This window comes from Pseudomonas sp. GG8 (genome assembly GCF_052976945.1).
In genome coordinates this window covers 2,068,036-2,086,209 of sequence record NZ_JBRIIP010000001.1, presented here as the reverse complement: position 1 = coordinate 2,086,209, position 18,174 = coordinate 2,068,036, and the positions used below count along the sequence as shown (strand labels likewise).

General features: G+C 58.5%; 10 protein-coding genes. 1 reads left to right on the top strand and 9 read right to left on the bottom strand.

The features are described from left to right. Positions 1-69 precede the first annotated feature (69 nt). From ACVBEG_RS10095 to ACVBEG_RS10070, 6 genes are all read right to left on the bottom strand, one after another. On the bottom strand, positions 70-1,539 hold the full coding sequence (locus ACVBEG_RS10095) for an efflux transporter outer membrane subunit (RefSeq protein ID WP_323568949.1): 1,470 nt from the start codon (positions 1,537-1,539) through the stop codon (positions 70-72). Continuing rightward, positions 1,536-4,643, bottom strand: a complete 3,108-nt coding sequence (locus tag ACVBEG_RS10090) for an efflux RND transporter permease subunit (RefSeq protein WP_322179405.1) — start codon at positions 4,641-4,643, stop codon at positions 1,536-1,538. The genes ACVBEG_RS10095 and ACVBEG_RS10090 overlap by 4 nt, the downstream gene beginning before the upstream one ends. Then, positions 4,640-7,750, bottom strand: coding sequence for an MdtB/MuxB family multidrug efflux RND transporter permease subunit (locus ACVBEG_RS10085; RefSeq protein WP_322179406.1), 3,111 nt, complete (start codon positions 7,748-7,750; stop codon positions 4,640-4,642). The genes ACVBEG_RS10090 and ACVBEG_RS10085 overlap by 4 nt, the downstream gene beginning before the upstream one ends. Further along, the gene (locus ACVBEG_RS10080; RefSeq protein WP_447107650.1) at positions 7,747-9,051 is read right to left on the bottom strand and encodes an MdtA/MuxA family multidrug efflux RND transporter periplasmic adaptor subunit; all 1,305 of its coding nucleotides are present in this window, start codon (positions 9,049-9,051) and stop codon (positions 7,747-7,749) included. Before ACVBEG_RS10080 ends, ACVBEG_RS10085 begins: the two co-directional genes overlap by 4 nt. A 161-nt stretch (positions 9,052-9,212) precedes the next feature. Continuing rightward, on the bottom strand, positions 9,213-9,713 hold the full coding sequence (gene tpx, locus ACVBEG_RS10075) for a thiol peroxidase (protein WP_447107649.1): 501 nt from the start codon (positions 9,711-9,713) through the stop codon (positions 9,213-9,215). Between the two features lie 65 nt (positions 9,714-9,778). Next, the gene (locus ACVBEG_RS10070) at positions 9,779-10,702 is read right to left on the bottom strand and encodes a LysR family transcriptional regulator (RefSeq protein ID WP_322179409.1); all 924 of its coding nucleotides are present in this window, start codon (positions 10,700-10,702) and stop codon (positions 9,779-9,781) included. A gap of 155 nt (positions 10,703-10,857) precedes the next feature. Between ACVBEG_RS10070 and ACVBEG_RS10065 the strand changes: the two genes are divergently transcribed. Then, the gene (locus ACVBEG_RS10065; RefSeq protein WP_322179410.1) at positions 10,858-11,853 is read left to right on the top strand and encodes an aldo/keto reductase; all 996 of its coding nucleotides are present in this window, start codon (positions 10,858-10,860) and stop codon (positions 11,851-11,853) included. Between the two features lie 59 nt (positions 11,854-11,912). Here ACVBEG_RS10065 and ACVBEG_RS10060 read toward each other — a convergent pair whose 3' ends face one another. The 3 genes from ACVBEG_RS10060 to ACVBEG_RS10050 form a co-directional block, all read right to left on the bottom strand. Further along, positions 11,913-15,584, bottom strand: coding sequence for a translocation/assembly module TamB domain-containing protein (locus ACVBEG_RS10060; RefSeq protein WP_447107648.1), 3,672 nt, complete (start codon positions 15,582-15,584; stop codon positions 11,913-11,915). 14 nt (positions 15,585-15,598) lie between these two features. Further along, positions 15,599-17,338, bottom strand: coding sequence for an autotransporter assembly complex protein TamA (locus ACVBEG_RS10055; RefSeq protein WP_447107647.1), 1,740 nt, complete (start codon positions 17,336-17,338; stop codon positions 15,599-15,601). Positions 17,339-17,404: 66 nt separating this feature from the next. After that, complete coding sequence (locus ACVBEG_RS10050) at positions 17,405-18,055, bottom strand: GNAT family N-acetyltransferase (RefSeq protein WP_219060168.1); 651 nt, start codon at positions 18,053-18,055, stop codon at positions 17,405-17,407. Positions 18,056-18,174 lie beyond the last annotated feature (119 nt).

Here is an 18,174-nt window from a genome sequence, read left to right as displayed (position 1 = left end):
CGTTACAGCCTGGATCCAGTGTAGGAGCGAGCTGCCTGCAATAGCGCCAGCTCTGGTGCATTATGTCGATCACTCTTGAATATTCAATCCGCTCTCGGCATTCCAGCCACCACCCAACGCCGCGATCAGTTGCACACTGGCGATCAGCCGACTTTGCAGCAGGGTCAGCACGCTTCGTTCGTTACTTAGGGCAGTGGTTTGCACGTTGACCACATCCAGATAAGCAATAAGGCCGGCTTTATATTGGTTGTTGGTCAAGCGCAAGGACTCACGCGCCGACATCAAGGCCTCGGTGCGCACGCCAGCCTCATCTTCGTAGACCTTGAGCTGCACCAGATAATTTTCCACTTCCTGAAAACCGTTCAACACGGTTTGACGGTATTGGGCTACGGTCTGGTCGTAAACCGCTTCAGTGCGATCGACTTCCGCCGAGCGTTGGCCGCCATCGAACAGGGTCATCGCCAGTTGCGGTCCGACAGACCAGAAACGGTTCGGCAAGCTGATCCAGTTAGTGAACGTGGAGCTGCTATAACCGCCCTTCATACTCAACGTGAGGTCGGGGTAGTACGCGGCTTTGGCGACACCGATATTGGCGTTGGCCGCCATTACTGAGCGTTCGGCCGCAGCGATGTCCGGGCGACGTTCGAGCAACTGCGAAGGCAACTCCAGCGGGATCTGCGGCAACGCAGGAATGACGGTCGTGGCCGCCAGATTGAAGTCCGCCGGGGCTTGGCCCATCAGCACGGCGATTGCGTTCTCGAACTGAGCACGCTGCCAGATCAAATCGATCAAATCAGCCTGGGTGGTTTTTAGCTGGGTCTGCGCCTGCGCCACCGCATCTTTGCCGGAGATACCGGCACGGTACTGGTTCTGCGTCATGGTCAGCGAGCGCTGGTAAGCGTCGACCGTCGATTCGAGAAGGCGTTTTTGTTCGTCGATCACCCGCAGTTGCAGGTAGTTCTGCACCAATTCCGACTGCAAACTCAGCTGCATCGACGCCAGATCGGCAAGGCTGGCCTGAGCGCTGGCCTTGTCGGCCTCCAGACCACGACGCAGCTTGCCCCAGACATCGGCCTCCCAACTGACACCCAGCTGAGTGCTGTAAGTGTCGCGGATACCACTGCTGGAACTGGTCAGGCTCGAACTGCTGCTTCCGGTCCCCTGACTGGAGCGATTCTTACTCGCACTGAGATCAAGCGTCGGAAAGAACGCACCGCGAGCACTGCGCACCAAGGCCTTGGCCTGCCGGTACTGCGCTTCAAACTGAGCGACGGTCTGGTTTGAGCTGTTGAGTTTTTCCACCAGTCCGTTGAGTTGTGCATCGCCATACAACTCCCACCAAGCGCCCCGGGCCAGCGCATCGCTGGGCGCAGCCTGACGCCAGCCTTCGGCTTGTTTGAACTGCGCGGGCGTGGTCATTTCCGGCTTTTTATAGTCAGGACCGACCGCGCAGGCACTCAGGAACACGGCACAAAGCCCCAGACCGAGCCAACGCACAGGCCGCTGTAAAACGGGTTTGATTTGCAGGCGGTCGGTCATAGCGGAGTTTCCAAAGCAGCATCGGTGCGCACGCCACGCCATTGGTTGACGCGACGGCGCAAACGGTCGAGATAGAGGTAAACAACGGGGGTGGTGTACAGGGTCAGGATCTGGCTAAAAATCAGGCCGCCGATAATCGTCAACCCCAGCGGGTGACGCATCTCCGCCCCTTCGGCACTGCTCAGCAGCAAGGGCAAGGCGCCAAGAATAGCGGCCAGCGTCGTCATCAATATCGGTCGTAGACGTTGCAGGCACGCGCTGCGGATTGACTCCAGTGGCGTCATCCCGGACTCACGTTCCAATTGCAGCGCGAGGTCGATCATCAGAATGGCGTTTTTCTTCACCACCCCGATCAACAGAAACAGCCCGAGCAACGAGATCAGGCTGAACTGGCCACCCAGCAGATAGATCGACAGCAACGCGCCGACCCCCGCCGATGGCAAGGTCGAGAGAATGGTCAGCGGGTGAATGTAGCTTTCATAGAGGATCCCAAGCACCAGATACACCACCACCAGCGCTCCCAGAATCATCCACGGCTGGCTTTTCTGGGCGGCGGCGAACGTGTCGGCTGTCCCCGCCATTTTGGCGATGACATCGGTGGGCAAACCCACTTTGGCCACGGCGTGCTCAATGGCAGTAGAGGCTTGTTCAAGCGTCACGCCCTCCGCCAGGTCGAAGGAAATATCTTCGGAAGCGAACTGACCGTCATGGGTCACCCGGTCATTTTCCAGGCTGCGTTCGTAATGGGTGAAACTCGACAACGGAATGCGCTCACCTGCGGCCGTGATCACCTGAACCTGCTCAAGTGTGACCGGGTCCTGAGCGTATTTCGGGTTGACCTCCATCACCACCTGATACTGGTTGAGGCTGTCATAGATGGTGGAAACCTGCCGCTGACTGTAAGCGTTGTTCAGCACTGCCGTGACCATGTTCATGTCAACGCCCAGTCGTTTGGCGGTATCACGGTCCACTTGCAGGGTAACTTGTTGCGCGCCACGACCTTCACGCCCATCGATAGCGGTCAGTTCCGGCAATGACTTGAGCGCCGCCAGCACTTTCGGGTACCAGAGACGCAGACTGGTCAAATCGCCGCTTTGCAGGATGTATTGGTATTGCGAGGTGGTCTGCTCGCGTCCACCGCCGAATTGCAGGTCTTGATCGGCCATCAGAAACAAACGGCCACCGGGAACTTGCGGCATATTTTTACGCAAACGCTCAATGACTTTATCGGCGGCAATATTGCGTTCCTTGATGGGCTTGAGCCGCACAATCATCGTGGCATTGTTGGAGCCACCGTTGCCGCCAATAAAGCCGGCTACGCTGTCGACGGCGGGATCAGCCAGCACAGCCTTGCGGTAAATTTCCATCTTGGGCTGCATCACTGAAAACGAAAGGCCGTTGTCGCCCCGGATAAAGCCGATCAGTTGACCGGTGTCCTGTTGCGGCATGAACGTCTTGGGCACTACCACATACAGCGCGATGTTGACGCCGATGGTCAGCAGCAGGCTCAACAGGGTCAATCTTCGATGACGCAACGCCCAGCCAAGGCTGCGGTCGTAGCCCGCGACCATCCGCTCGTTGAGTCGACGACTCCAGCGTTGCAACGAATTTTCCCGATCCGGATCATGGGGTTTGAGCCAGCGGGCGCACAACATCGGGGTCAGGGTCAGGGACACCACGAGCGAGACGACAATCGATACCGCCAACGTGATGGAAAACTCGCGGAACAGGCTGGCAATAATACCGCCCATAAACAGGATCGACAGGAAGACCGCCACCAGCGATACGTTCATCGACAGCAAGGTGAAGCCTACTTCCTTGGCGCCCAGGTACGCGGCCTGCATCGGCGGCACGCCTTTGTCGATGTGCCGGGATATGTTCTCCAGCACTACGATAGCATCGTCCACCACCAGGCCAGTGGCGAGGATCAACGCCATCAGCGACAAGTTGTTCAGGGAAAAACCGGACAAGTACATGACGGCAAACGTACCCACCAGCGACACCGGGACCGCCAGCGTCGGGATCAACGAAGCGCGGAAGTTGCCAAGGAAAAAGAACACCACCAGGATCACCAGAGTCACGGCGATTAACAGCGTCATTTCTGCTTCGTGCAAGGTCGCCTTGATCACTGGTGAGCGGTCCATGGCCAGGTCCAGATTGACGCTGGCTGGCAGCACTGCCTGCAAGGCCGGTAATTGCGCCTTGATCTGCGCCACGGTCTCGATGATGTTGGCACCGGCCTGACGGTTGATGACCAACAACACCGCCTGCTTGTCGTTGAAAAAACCGGCGTTATAGCGGTCCTCCACTGCGTCACTGACTTTCGCCACGTGACTCAGGCGCAGGGCCGCACCGTCCTGATAGCGGATGATCAGCGGTTCGTAATCCTTGGCTTTTTCCAGCTGGTCGTTCGCCTGCACCTGCCAGTTGTGGTCGGCGTCCTCCACCGACCCTTTAGGTTTGCGCACGTTGGCATTGGCAATCGTAGTGCGGACTTCATCCAGCGACACACCATACTGATTGAGTAGTTGCGGCTCGAGTTCGACCCGTACGGCAGGCAGCGAGCTGCCGCCGATCTGCACTTCGCCGACGCCGTTCACCTGAGACAGGCTTTGCGAGAGGATCGTCGACGCCAGGTCGTACAGCTGGCCCTTCTCCAGCACGTCGGACGTCAGCGACAGGACCATGATCGGTGCCTGGGACGGGTTGACCTTTTTGTAGGTGGGCATGCTGCGCATACCACTGGGCAGCAGATTGCGCGAGGCATTGATCGCCGCCTGCACTTCCCGCGCTGCACCGTTGATGTCTCGATCCAGGTCGAACTGCAGAATCACCCGGGTCGAACCCTGGCTCGAACGGCTGCTCATGGTGCTGATCCCGGCAATCGTGCCCAGGGAGCGCTCCAGTGGCGTCGCCACGGTGGAGGCCATGACCTCGGGGCTGGCGCCCGGCAAGCTGGCCGAGACCACAATCACCGGGAAGTCCATGTTCGGCAGGGGCGACACCGGCAGCAGACCGAAGCTGACACCGCCCAGCAAGATGATCGCCAGGCTCAGGAGCATGGTTGCAACCGGCCGACGGATGAAGGGCCCTGACAGGTTCATACGTCGGCCTGCTCCAGGCTCGCGGGCGCACTCGGTGTGTGCCCCCATCGCCGAGCCAGACGGTCGAAATACAGATAGATCACCGGCGTGGTAAACAGCGTCAGTACCTGACTGAGCATAAGACCGCCGACCATCACCAAGCCCAGCGGCTGACGCAATTCAGCGCCGGAACCACTGGCGAGCATTAACGGCACGGCACCGAACAGTGCGGCCATGGTGGTCATCAGGATCGGCCGAAAGCGCAGCAGCGCCGCTTCGTAAATCGCCGTTTCCGGATCGACGCCCCGATTGCGCTCCGCGTCCAGCGCGAAGTCGATCATCATGATCGCGTTCTTCTTGACGATACCGATCAACAAAATGATGCCGATGATCGCGATCATTCCCAGGTCATTGCCACTGATCAGCAGCGCCAGCAGCGCGCCGACTGCAGCAGACGGCAATGTCGAGAGAATGGTGATGGGATGAATGTAGCTCTCGTACAGCACGCCAAGCACGATATACATCGTCACCACTGCGGCCAGAATCAGCAGCAAGGTGCTCGACAATGACGCCTCGAACGCCTGGGCTGCACCCTGGAATTGAGTCTGCACGCCGATCGGCATGCCAATGTCTTTCTGCACCTGATTGATCACTTCCACCGCGCTGCCCAATGCCACGCCCGGGGCCAGGTTGAACGACATCATGACCGACGGGAATTGACCGATGTGGGCGATGGCCAACTGCGCCTGGCGCTGTTCGACCCGTGCCAGACTCGACAGTTTGACCTGAGTACCGGAAGTGGTCTTGACGTGAATCTGATCCAGAGCCTGCGGCCCGAGATCGCTGCCGGAAACCGCCTGCAACACCACACGGTATTGGCTGGCCTGGGTGTAAATGGTGGAAATCTGGCGCTGACCGAAGGCGTCGTAGAGCGCATCGGTGATGTTCGCCACGCTGACACCGAGGCGGCTGGCAGCGTCACGGTCGATCAACAAATAGACCTGCAAACCCTTGTCTTGCAAATCGCTGGCGACATCGGTCAATTCTGCTCGTTTACTCAAGGCCTGAGACAGCTTGCCGCTCCACTCGGCCAACAGATCGGAGTCCGGCGACGACAGACTGAATTGATACTGGGTACGGCTGACCCGATCTTCGACGGTCAGGTCCTGCACCGGCTGCATGAACAAACGGATGCCCGACAGCGTGTCGAGTTGCGGTTGCAAACGTTGAATGATTTGCGTGGCGCTCAGGTCGCGTTCGCTGTGAGGCTTGAGGTTGATCAACAAGCGTCCGCTGTTGAGTGTCGCGTTATCACCGTCCACGCCGATATAGGAAGACAGGCTCGCCACCGCCGGATCTTGCAGGATGATTTTCGCCAACGACTGTTGCCGCTCGCTCATGGCGGCGAAGGACACCGATTGCGGCGCTTCGGAAATGCCCTGAATCACCCCCGTGTCCTGCACCGGGAAAAAGCCTTTAGGCACGATCATGTACAGGAACACCGTCAGGCCCAGGGTGGCAATGGCCACCAGCAAGGTCAGCGGTTGATGCTTGAGCACCCAGCGCAACTTACGTCCGTAGGCCGCAATCATCCAATCGATCCAGGCCCCACTGGCGCGATAAAAACGGCCCTGTTCCTCTGCCTTGGGCTCACGCTTGAGCAACCTGGCGCACATCATCGGCGTGAGAGTCAGGGACACCACGAGGGAAATCAGGATCGCCACCGCCAGGGTGATCGCAAACTCACGGAACAGCCGACCGACTACATCAGCCATGAACAACAATGGAATCAACACGGCGATCAGCGAAATCGTCAGTGAGATCAGGGTAAAACCGATCTGCCGCGCGCCTTTGAGTGCGGCTTGCAGTGGCGTGTCGCCCTCCTCCAGGTGTCGCGAGATGTTCTCCAGCATCACGATGGCGTCATCCACCACAAAGCCAGCGGCGATGGTCATCGCCATCAACGTCAGGTTGTTGACCGAGAACCCGGCCAGGTACATCACACCAAACGTGCCGACCAGCGACAGCGGTACGGCAATCGACGGAATGATCGTGGCACTGACCCGACGCAAGAACAGAAACGTAACCAGGACCACCAGCGCGATGGCTATCAGCAACTCGTGCTGCACGTCAGTGACCGACGCACGAATGGTTTGCGTGCGGTCAGTCAGGACAGTGACATCAAGCCCTGCGGGCAGGTTATCAGTGATACTGGGCAGCAGCGCCTTGATCCGGTCGACCACCTCGATGACGTTGGCACCGGGTTGGCGCTGAATATTGAGCAGCACAGCCTGGTTCTCGTTGGCCCAGGCTGCCAGCCGTTCATTCTCCGCCCCGTCGATGACCTGAGCCACGTCCTTCAGACGCAAAGGCGCGCCATTTTTGTAGGCGAGAATGAGTTCCGCGTATTCCTCCGGCGACTTCAACTGGTCGTTGGCATCCAGCATCGATACCCGCGTCGGGCCATCGAAGTTACCCTTAGGCTGGTTGACGTTGGACGCACCGATCAGCGTGCGCACATCCGCGAGGTTCAGGCCATTGGCGGCCAGCGCTTCAGGGTTGACCTTGATCCGTACCGCCTGACGTTGTCCGCCAGCAATACTGACCATGCCCACACCGCTGATCTGGGCGATTTTCTGCGCCATACGCGTATCGACCAGGTCGTTAAGCTTGGGCAGCAGCATGGTTTTGGAGGTAATTGCCAGGGTCAGTACCGGGGTGTCGGCCGGGTTGACCTTGTTGTACACCGGCGGTGCTGGCAGATCCGTGGGTAAAAGGTTGGTCGCACCGTTGATCGCGGCCTGCACTTCCTGCTCAGCGACGTCCATATTGAGGTCGAGGCTGAAACGCAGGGTGATCACCGAGGCACCACCGGAACTGGTCGAGGCCATTTGCGTGAGCCCTGGCATCTGCCCGAACTGCCTCTCCAAAGGCGCGGTCACTGCGCTGGTCATCACTTGCGGACTGGCGCCGGGGTAAAGCGTCAGCACGCGAATCGTCGGGTAATCCACCTGAGGCAAGGCCGAGACCGGCAGCAAGGTATAAGCAATCAGGCCGGCCAGAACGATGGCCAGCATGCTCAGGGTGGTCGCTACCGGACGCAGGATGAACAGCCGGGAGATGTTCATACGCGGCTTTTTTCCGCCTTATTGGCTACAGCCGATTCATCAGTACCCTTTGAAGGTTGACCCTGCAACTTTTGCACCGGCGCGGCGGGGACGTCCTTGCTATCGTTGACCACTTCCACCTCACTGCCATCGCGCAAGCGATCGGTACCCTCGAGCACGACGCGCTCGCCTTCGGCCAGGCCGCTGGTGATAACGGTGGCTTTTTCGTCGCTCGCTCCGGTCTGCAATTGGCGAATCTTGACCTTCTTGTCGCCATCCATCACGTAGGCGAATGTCCCGTTGGTACCGAACTGGATCGCTGCAGAAGGCACCAGCACTGCGTGTTTAAGGGTGTCGGCACGCAGGCGCAGGTTGACGAACTGATTGGGAAACAGCAGTTCGTCCTGGTTATCGAAACGGGCCTTGAACTTCAATGTGCCCGTGGTGATGTCGATCTGGTTGTCCAGGCTGTACAGCACGCCGGTGGCTTGCAGTTTTTCGTCACCCCGGTCCCAGGCTTCCGCCAGCAGCTTGTCGCCACTGCGAAAACGCGCAATGACCACTGATAAGTCTTTCTCGGGCAGGGTGAAATTGACGGTGATGGGTTTGGTCTGGGTGATGACCACCAGCGCTGTGGTGTCATTGGCCGCCACCAAGTTGCCTACATCCAGTTGGCGCAGCCCGGTACGCCCTGCGATAGGCGCACGAATTTTGGTGAACTCCAGATTGAGTTTAGCGTTTCCCACCGCAGCCTGATTGGTCTTGATCGTGCCCTGATACTGACCCACCAGAGACGCAGCGGTGTCCAGTGTTTGCTTGGCAATGCTGTCTTCGGCATACAGGCCGCGATAGCGCTCCAGATCAATCTGCGCGTTTTTGAGCAACGCCTGATTGGTCAGCAATGTACCTTCGGCCTGCTCCAGCGCAATCTGGTAACTGCGCGGATCAATCTCGGCCAGCAGGTCACCCGCCTTGACCATCTGCCCTTCCTGGAAGTTAAGTTTGACCAACTGCCCCGCTACCTGGCTGCGAACGTTGATCGTGTTCATCGCCGTCACGGTACCCAGCGCTTTGTAGTAAATCGGGAAGTCACCCACGGTGGCAGGCGCCACACGTACAGGTACCGGCCCGATTGCGCCGCCAAAGCCCGGACGAGGCGTACCGCTCGTAGACTTTGGATGGGTGGCTGCCGCGCTTTTGTGTGTGGCTGAAGACGGCCACCACCACCAGCACAGGCCGATGATAATCAACAGGACTGCCAGGCTGATCAGCCAGCGACGGGAACTACGGGGGCCAGAGGATTGCATGAATAAATCAACCATTGTGCGCGTGGGCTTCTACGGGAGGCTGAACAATAAGCACAGTTGGGGCCCAAGCAAAGCGCCTTTACCGGCAATTTACTTAGCGCTTACTTTCGATAAGACCCTGAAGCACAAATAAAAACGGCCTGGACGAGGCCAGGCCGTTAATGTTTTACAACGTGTTACTTCAGAACAGCCAGAACAGCGTCGTAATTCGGTTCGTGGCCGATTTCAGAGACCAGCTCGCTGTGCAGTACTTTATCGTGTTCGTCGAGTACAACCACGGCACGCGCGGTCAGACCTACCAGCGGGCCTTCGGCAATTGCCACGCCGTAGTTTTCCAGGAACTCGCGGCCGCGCATGGTGGACAGGTTCTTGACGTTTGTCAGGCCTTCGGCACCGCAGAATCGGGCTTGGGCGAACGGCAAGTCGGCGGAAATGCACAGCACTACGGTGTTGCTCAGGTCATTGGCCTGGGCATTGAACTTGCGTACGGAGGTCGCGCAGGTCGGGGTGTCTACGCTTGGAAAAATGTTCAGCACTTTACGTTTCCCAGCGAAGGTGGCCAGGGTAGCGTCAGACAAGTCGCCAGCCACCAGCGTGAACGCAGGTGCGGAGCTGCCAACCTTTGGCAGTTCGCCGTTGACTTGAATAGGGTTGCCTTTCTGGGTCACTTGAGCCATGAGCTGAGTCCTTTTTAAAGGGTTTCTGGAAGAGCCGGAAGTTAAACACGAAAGTGCGTAGGGACCTATGGGCCTGACTGGATTTTGTCTAACCGATTGTTCCGGGCGCACAATTCCACCAACCAGTCGACGAACACCCGCACCCGCCGCGACATCTGCCGATGCGGCGGGTACAAAGCCGTCAAGGCCATCGGCGGCGGGCGAAACGTATTTAGCACCTCTACCAGCGACCCACTGCGCAGCTGTTCGACGATATGGTAGTACGGCGTCTGCACCAATCCGTACCCGGCTTCGCATGCAGCCAGGTAGCCGTCTGCGCTGTTTATTGACATCGCCTTGGGCAGACTGAAATCACGCACCTGACCGTCAATCAAGAACTCCAGGCCGTACCGTTTGTTGGAGCTGGCCGAGAAATACTCGATCACTTTGTGCTGCGACAAATCTTCCAGTGTCAACGGCGCGCCATGACGCTGTAGGTACTCGCGACTCGCGCAGGTCACTTGCGTCATATTCGCCAGCGGCCTTGCCACTAGCGACTCATCCAGCGACGGCCCTGCCCGCACCACGCAATCCACGCCCTCACGAATCAACTGCACAGGACGATCACTCATGCCGATTTCCAGTTCGATCATCGGGTAACGGTCGGTGAACTGCGGCAATGCGGGGATAACGATCAAGCGACCGAAACCCACCGGAATATCAATGCGCAATACGCCTTGTGGCGCCTTGCTCGCCGATGAAAACGCCGCTTCGGTGTCTTCCAGATCGGTCAGCAGACTGACACAACGCTGGTAATACGCCTGGCCGTCCAGGGTCGGACTGACGTGGCGGGTGGTGCGTTGCAGCAACTGCACCCCCAAATGCGCTTCAAGTTGTTTGATCAGAATTGTCGCCGAAGCCCGCGGCATATGCAGGCTGTCAGCGGCTTTGGCAAACCCGCCCAGTTCGACGATACGGGTGAACACGCGCATGGCGTTGAATCGATCCATGGGGCGACGACCTTGTAGGTGAAGTGAGGTCAGGGAGGCAATTTTAGGCGCCACTGTTTAGATTTTCTAAACAGTGAAAGCATTTTAAGCCGGTTTATCTCTGTTCTGTCGAGCGTAACAATGGAAGTCACCTTTAAATCGGCAGGAGTTTATCCATGCAAACCCGTCAACTTGGTAAAAACGGCCCGCAGGTTTCCGCCATCGGTCTCGGCTGCATGGGCATGACCGACTTCTATACCACTGGCACTGACACCAAAGAAGCCATAGCGACCCTCCATCGCGCCCTGGAGCTGGGTATCACGCTGTTGGACACTGCCGATATGTATGGCCCGCACACCAACGAAGAACTGATCGGCCAGGCCATTCGCGGCAAGCGTGATCAAGTCTTTATCGCCAGCAAGTTCGGCTTTGTCCGCGATGCTAGCGACCCCACTGCCCGGGGGGTTAACGGCAGCCCGGAATATATTCGCAGCGCCATCGACGGCACGCTCAAACGCTTGGGCATCGAAACCCTGGACCTGTATTACCAGCACAGGATCGACCCACAAATCCCGGTCGAAGAATCCGTGGGCGCCATGGCCGAGCTGGTCAAGGCCGGCAAGGTTCGTTACCTCGGTTTGAGCGAAGCTTCTGCCAGTACGCTGGAGCGGGCGCATAAAGTGCATCCGATCAGCGCGCTGCAAACCGAATACTCGCTGTGGAGCCGAGAGCCGGAAGAGAATGGCAGCCTCGAAACCTGTCGCCGTCTGGGTATTGCTTTTGTACCCTACAGCCCTCTGGGGCGCGGATTCCTGACCGGCACGCTGAAAAGCCCTGACGACTTTGCAGCTGACGATTACCGTCGATCGAGCCCGCGTTTTCAGGGCGAAAACTTCGCGAAAAACCTGCTGCTCGTGGAGAAGGTACAAAAACTTGCCGCTGAAAAAGGCGTCAGTGCCGGCCAGTTGGCCTTGGCTTGGGTGCTTGCCCAAGGCAATGACATCGTGCCGATTCCGGGGACCAAGCGACGCAAATACCTGGAAGAAAACGTCGCCGCATTAGCGATAAAACTAACCCCGAACGAACTGCAGACCCTCAAAGACCTGTTTCCCATTGAGGCCATCGCCGGAAAGCGTTACAGCGACAGCTCGTTAAAACTGGTTAACCAGTAACAGCGGCCCGATTGTGGGAGCACATGAATTCGCTCCCACAACATTCATGAGTGCACTGCTCAAAAGTCCCGTTTATAGAACAGATCCAGTGAGCTGGCGATTCCGCTGGCGGCTTCCAGATAGAGCTTTTTGCTCAACATATAACGCAAGGCGATGGTGTTGGCCGGTTCGAACACGCCGACGCCATAGCGCAGGCTCAACTTGTCAGTAATCTTGCCACTGGCGACGACACTGGTCGTATTGCCGCTGCCTGACGTGTCCAGCTCGAAATCCTTGATACCAAGATCCTTGGCGAGCGTACCCGTGACTGAAGAGCTCCCGGCCAGGCCCAATGCCAACGCTGCCTGGGCCATCATGTTGCTGTCTTCGCCGGTGGTGCTCAACGGGCGCCCCATGATCAGATAGGACAACGCCTGCTCCTGGCTCATGGCCGGCTCTGAGAACACGACAGTGGTCGGCTGTTCGGCGCTGCCGGTCAGGCGAATACCGGCAACCACGTCGTCGGTTTTGCGAATTGCTTCGATATCAAGGTACGGCTGGTCGATGGGGCCAGCGAATAAAAGCCGTGCTCGACGAATGGTCAAACGCTGACCATAAGCCCGATAACGCCCATCGTTGAGGGTCAGCTCGCCCCGAGCGTCGAGGTTGTCACCGATATGCACATGCCCGGCCAGATTTGCGGTCAGCCCAAAACCGCTGAAGCTGAGTGTTTCCTGACCTACTTCAACGTCGATATCCATGGCCATGACCAACGGCGGCGCGCCCTGTTCGGTCTGATGGCCGACGATCACGGTGTCACCCGACAGTTTGACTGTCGAGGGCGGCAGTTCACGAATCGTAATCGCGCCTTTGGGGATCAGCACCTTGCCGGAAATCGCCAGCTTACCGCCCTTCATGGTGATGTTTAGATTCGGTGCCACTTCCAGCAGGGCATAAGGTTCCACCGTGAGCGGCAGGTGCGCGCCTTTCAGATTGAGGTCCACCGCAAGCGCTTCGCCCCAGGATATCTGCCCATTCAACGTACCTTTTCCAGACTCGCCACTGTTCCAGCCGCCGTCCAGGCGCAAGCTTTCGCCAGCGATCAGGGCCTGAACCGTCAGGTCATGCAGGCTGACGGGCAGTTCCGGCCCAGTCACTTCGCCGTCGCTGAGGGTGACGCTGCCATTAACCTGCGGTGCCAGCAGCCCCCCAGACAAACGCCCACTGCCATTGAGCCTGCCGGTGAGTTTTTCGACCATCGGCACGAAAGGCCGGGCAATGGATATATCCACCCCACTGAGGTTGAACGCTCCGGACAGCGGTTTGTTTTTCGCCAGCGGATCAATCTGCACTGTCACTGACAGCGTGCCCAGTTTTCCACCGCGAAAGTCCAGCTGGGAGTCAATGCGTTTCGGGTTCAGGATGCTGCTGATCTTGAGGCTTTCATAAGGGAAATCCAGCCATTGGTCCTTCTCGCGAATGCTCAAAGTACCACCGCTGGTCTCCACCGAAACCTGGCCATTAGGGCCGGAAGTCGGGAGATCGAGTTGCACGTTGCCGTTGAGCAGGCCTTTCCAGGCAAAGTCCTTGGGCAACCACTGAGCCAGGCTGTCGAGGGGGAATTGCTTAAGGTGATAACGCAAGCGCGGCTCGGGCATCAGCCGCTGATCCTCACCGCACAAACTTGCCTGCCCCGAAATCCAGCAGTGAGCGGCAAAATTGACTTTGCCATCAGCCAGTCGTTCGAGCCTGGTCGGCTGCTGCAAGCGCCAATCCTGGCCCCCTGTTTGCACATCGCCACTGACCAGCCTGCCCCGCCAGTCACCTTTGCTCAGGTCGCCGTCGAGTGCCAACCCCAGCTTCAATAATGGGCCTTGCAGGTCGAGCGCCAATTGTTGATGTTTGATATCCCCCTGACCGTTGACCTTCAGCGTGCCCAGTTGCGTGTCGCCCAGTTGAATACCACCACCCTTGAGGTCAATGGATGCACGCTGAGCCGTGTCCAGTTTTGCTGCCAGGGCCAGGCTTTGCAGGCGGTTGTCTGCCATCGCCAGTTGCCCGCCTTGCAATGCCAGTTGACCTTGCGGCGCTTGCAGTGTGCCCGCCAGGTCCAGGCGCCCTTTGACTTGACCCTGCAAACGCGGCCACAGCTGGCCCAGACGCGGCAAATTGATGTCCATTTGGCCAAGCAGACGTTGCTGCAAGCTGCCTTTGCCTTGAATGCGGTTATCGCCCAGGCGAACATCCAGCGAGCCGAGCGTCCACTTATCACCGGCGCCATCGACCTTGGCCTGCAGCACGGCCGGCTGCCCCCGCAACCGACCTTTGAGGTCGAGGTCGGCGTTCAGGCTCAGTCGCTCGTTTTTGTATTCCCCGGTGCTGCGCAACGGTCCAGCCAAGGTACCCGGCAATTCTCCCAGCCAATACGCCGGGTTGATCGCACTCAGATCCAGCGCCGTATCCCAGCCTATGCCATCGGCGAATTGCAGTTTCAGGTGCCCATCAGCCTTGCCCTTGCCCGCAGCCAGCTCTAACTGAGGCAGAAAGATCTGCTTGAGATCACCGCTGAACGGACTGCTCAGGCTGAACGCCCCGGCGGGTCCATCGAAAGCACCGCTGAAATTGCCCAGGTATTTGCCATCGGTGTAGGAGACTTCGCCGCTGAAGGTGCGCAAAGCCACCTGCGGTTCATCAATCGCCGGATAAAGCCGATGCCACGGAAAGTTCAGCCAATCGATTTTTGCGTCGGCGCTGAAGCCCTGGCGCCAGTCCAGCCGACCGCTGAGCTTCAGTGATTGTTCTGCACTGGCCGTCAGATCAAGCGCCGCGATGTCCGCACCTTGAGCATCGACCCTGCCTTGCAGCGCCAGCGCGACCGGACCTTGCTCGGCAGGCAGGCTGGCGTTGCCAGAGACCCGATAACCGTGCTTCAAATCGCCCTGAGCTGCCAGCTCAATCCGATTGAGTTGCAGGGTGTCCGGCAGATCGGCGCTGGCCTTGAAGCCATCCGCCGTGACTTTCACCTGTGCGGGCAGATTCTCCACCAGCGGTTGCAGTTGCCCGCTCAATTGACCTTGCAGATAACCACTGCTATCCGCCTTGAGCTGCAAAGTCTTGAGCAGATTGCCCTGAATGTTCAAGGCCAGCGTCCAAGGCTGATCACCCGGTGCCGGCAGCTTCAGCTGACCTTGGGCTGTCAGCGGCCAGTCGCCGTTTGGCTGCAATAACCCGGACAGATCAAGCACCAGACCATCCCGTTGCAGATGCGCAGCATTGATCTGCAGGCCGCTGGCCGTCCACTCCGCTGCCAGTTGCAGAGCGCGTATTTGTTCGCTGCCATTAAGCATCAGGCTGCCGATGCGCACGTCACCCAAGCGGATCGCCAGCGGCAGCTTCAGATCCGGCAGACTCATGGGGCCACTGCTTTGGTCGGCACCGGAAGGGAACTGTAAACCGACGCGCTCGGCCTGCAATTGATCGACACAGAGCGTCATCTTCGCCAGACACGAAGGCGACCAGGCAAAGACTGGCGCATCGACCTCGACGCGGCTATCGCCCTGTACCCACAGCAGATGATCGGCCCGCCATTGACCGGCCAGATGACCGCTGAAGTTTTCGATTTTCAGCCCCGGCACCAGCCCCAGCGCCCAACGGCTGCCCGCTTGCGTGCCTAGGATCAGGTACAGACTCAGGATCAGCAGCACGGGTAACGCGATCAGGCTCAGGCCGGTAATTTTTATTGCGCGACGCACCGTTCAGGCACTCCTCATAATTCAGGGCCCATGGAAAAGTGCACACGAAACCCGCCATCGCCATCCAGCGCATGAGCCAGATCCAGGCGCAACGGCCCGACCGGCGAGACCCAGCGCACGCCGATACCAACACCGGTTTTCAAGCTTGGCAGTTGCAATGTATTGAAGGAGTTGCCTTGATCCACAAACGTCGCTACACGCCACTTTTCAGCGATTGAATATTGATATTCGGCGCTGCCAGCGACCATGTACCGTCCGCCAATACGATCACCGTCGGAGTTCGTCGGTGATAGGGTCTGGTAGTCATAGCCGCGCACGCTTTGATCGCCGCCAGCAAAAAAACGCAAGGAGGGAGGGATCGATTGATAGCCGTTGGTCGCGCTGCCACCAAACTGCACGCGCCCAAGAAAACGGTGGTTTTGCCACACGGTCGTCAAGCCTTTAAGCAGTACAGTGCCGCGCAACACATTGGTGTCTGACGCCAGCCCCTCCTTGGCGACTTGCCCATCGAACTGCAGGCGATAACCGTTATGCGGGTCGATACGGTTGTCACTGCGCAAAAGTGAATAGCTGATACCCGGCATCAGCAACGTACTTAGCCCGGAATCATCGCCCAGACGATATTCCTCGCGCTGCCACTTCAATGAAATCACCCGATCCCAACCGCTGGACAGCCGACTGTGCCACTCAGGGCCGACGGTCAACAGCTTGCTCACGGTGTCGGTGCCCGCGATCTCTTCGTACTGGTAACCGCCAGCGAACCGCAGTTTGTCGGTCAGTGGCGGGGTCAGAGGTATGTCGTACCACAGGCCCACGTTTTGGCGCGGTGCGGACAGCTCCATCTCGGCACCATAGCTGTGCCCCTGAGGATTGACCCAGTGGCGCGTCCAGTTAGCCTTGCCGCGCACACCGACGTCGGTGGAAAAGCCAAGGCCGAGCCCCATCGTGCGGGGCTTGCGGGTTTGTAGCTGGACCGCCACCGGAATCACCTGATCCACTGCTGCCGTGGGCGCCGCGTCCACCCGCACGCCCTCGAAATAGCCGCTCGACTGCAAGGCCTGATTGAGTTCAGCGATCAGTTCCGAGTCATAAGGGGTGTAGGCTTTGAATGGCACCATGCGTTGCATCAAGTCGTCATCAAATGGCGCATCGCCGCTGAAGCTGACTTTACCTAGCACGTAGCGCGGGCCACTCTCATAAATCAGCTCTATATCGGCAACACCGGCCTTTGGGTCGATACTCAGGCGCTGGCTGCTGAAGTGCCCACTAAAAAAGCCATAGCGCGATGCCTGATTCTGGATCAGGCGCTTGGCGTCTTCGTAGTAGCCATGATTGAGTACAGCGCCCGTTTTCAACCTGTCGCTTTTCGGCACTCGAAACGCCTTGAGCGAGGCGGCTGGGCCGTCAATCCGTACGGTGACACTGCGCAGATGCACCGGCTCGCCAGGCACCACGTTGATCACCAGTCGCAGGTCCTTGCCGGTTTTTACTGTGCTGTCGATCTGCGCCTGGTAATAGCCCAAGGCTTGCGCCGCTTTTTGCGCCTGCTCTTCAGCCCCCAGACTGAAACGTTGCAGGGCCTCTTCATCGCGCTCGCCAAGGCTGCCCACATACCCTTCGATATTGGCTTTAAGTGCGTCGTTGGAGGGTTCGATCCTGATATCCAGTTGCGCCGCCGCGAACACCGAAAAAGTGCTGAACTGGACAATAAACAGCAGAACCAAACCGCTGGTGAATCTACCGGAAAACTTCATAGCGGCGGATGCTATCACGCGCGGCGAGTCGTACTGGAGCGCGTCTGACAGCGAAAGCCTGGGACTTTATGCCTGGGCTTTGAGCAATACCTGAGGATTGGGGTGGAAAAACACATGTTCCCGGATTGGTCCTACAGCAATCTCACCGATTTCCTCATAGCCCTGTCGCTTATAAAACTCCAGATATCGCGGATTGCCCGTGTCGAGCACCACGCCCTGTGAAGTTTCATCGACGGCGCACCATTGATGCAGCGCCGTGAGCAACTGCTCACCAAAGTGACGACCCTGAAATTGTGGGTGGACCCCCAGCAATGGCAAAACGTGCACAGCGTCAGAAGGCAGGCAGGCCAGCACCGCCTGGTGATACTCCAGATAGCGCTGGGTACAGCGCAACCCTGCACTGAGGACCATGCGCAAACGCCATGCCCAGCTTTCGGTAATATCGAGACGGCGTTGCGGTGGGGCAATCAGAGCGATGCCCACCAGCCGATCCTCGACGAACAACCCCAGCGCTGGCAGGTCCTGCAAGAAGTGCTGTTTGACCAGTTCACGCACGGTGGCCCTGACCCGATGCTCATAGCCCGGCCTGTCCGACTCAAACAAGTAAGCGAAGCTCGGTTCGTGGCGATAGGCGTGATACAGCAGCGAGCGCGCCTCGCGGGAGTAACCACTGTCCAGCTGGCGGACTTCAGCCACGGCTGTTGAAGTTTCAGGCATTCGGTTGACCTCATAGGTACAGCGCTGCTCGAACGACAGCGTTTGTGATGCGAAAGCTTCGAGTAACAGGTACGCATTACAGTTCCGACATTTTCGACTCTGCTACCCGACCCTAGCAT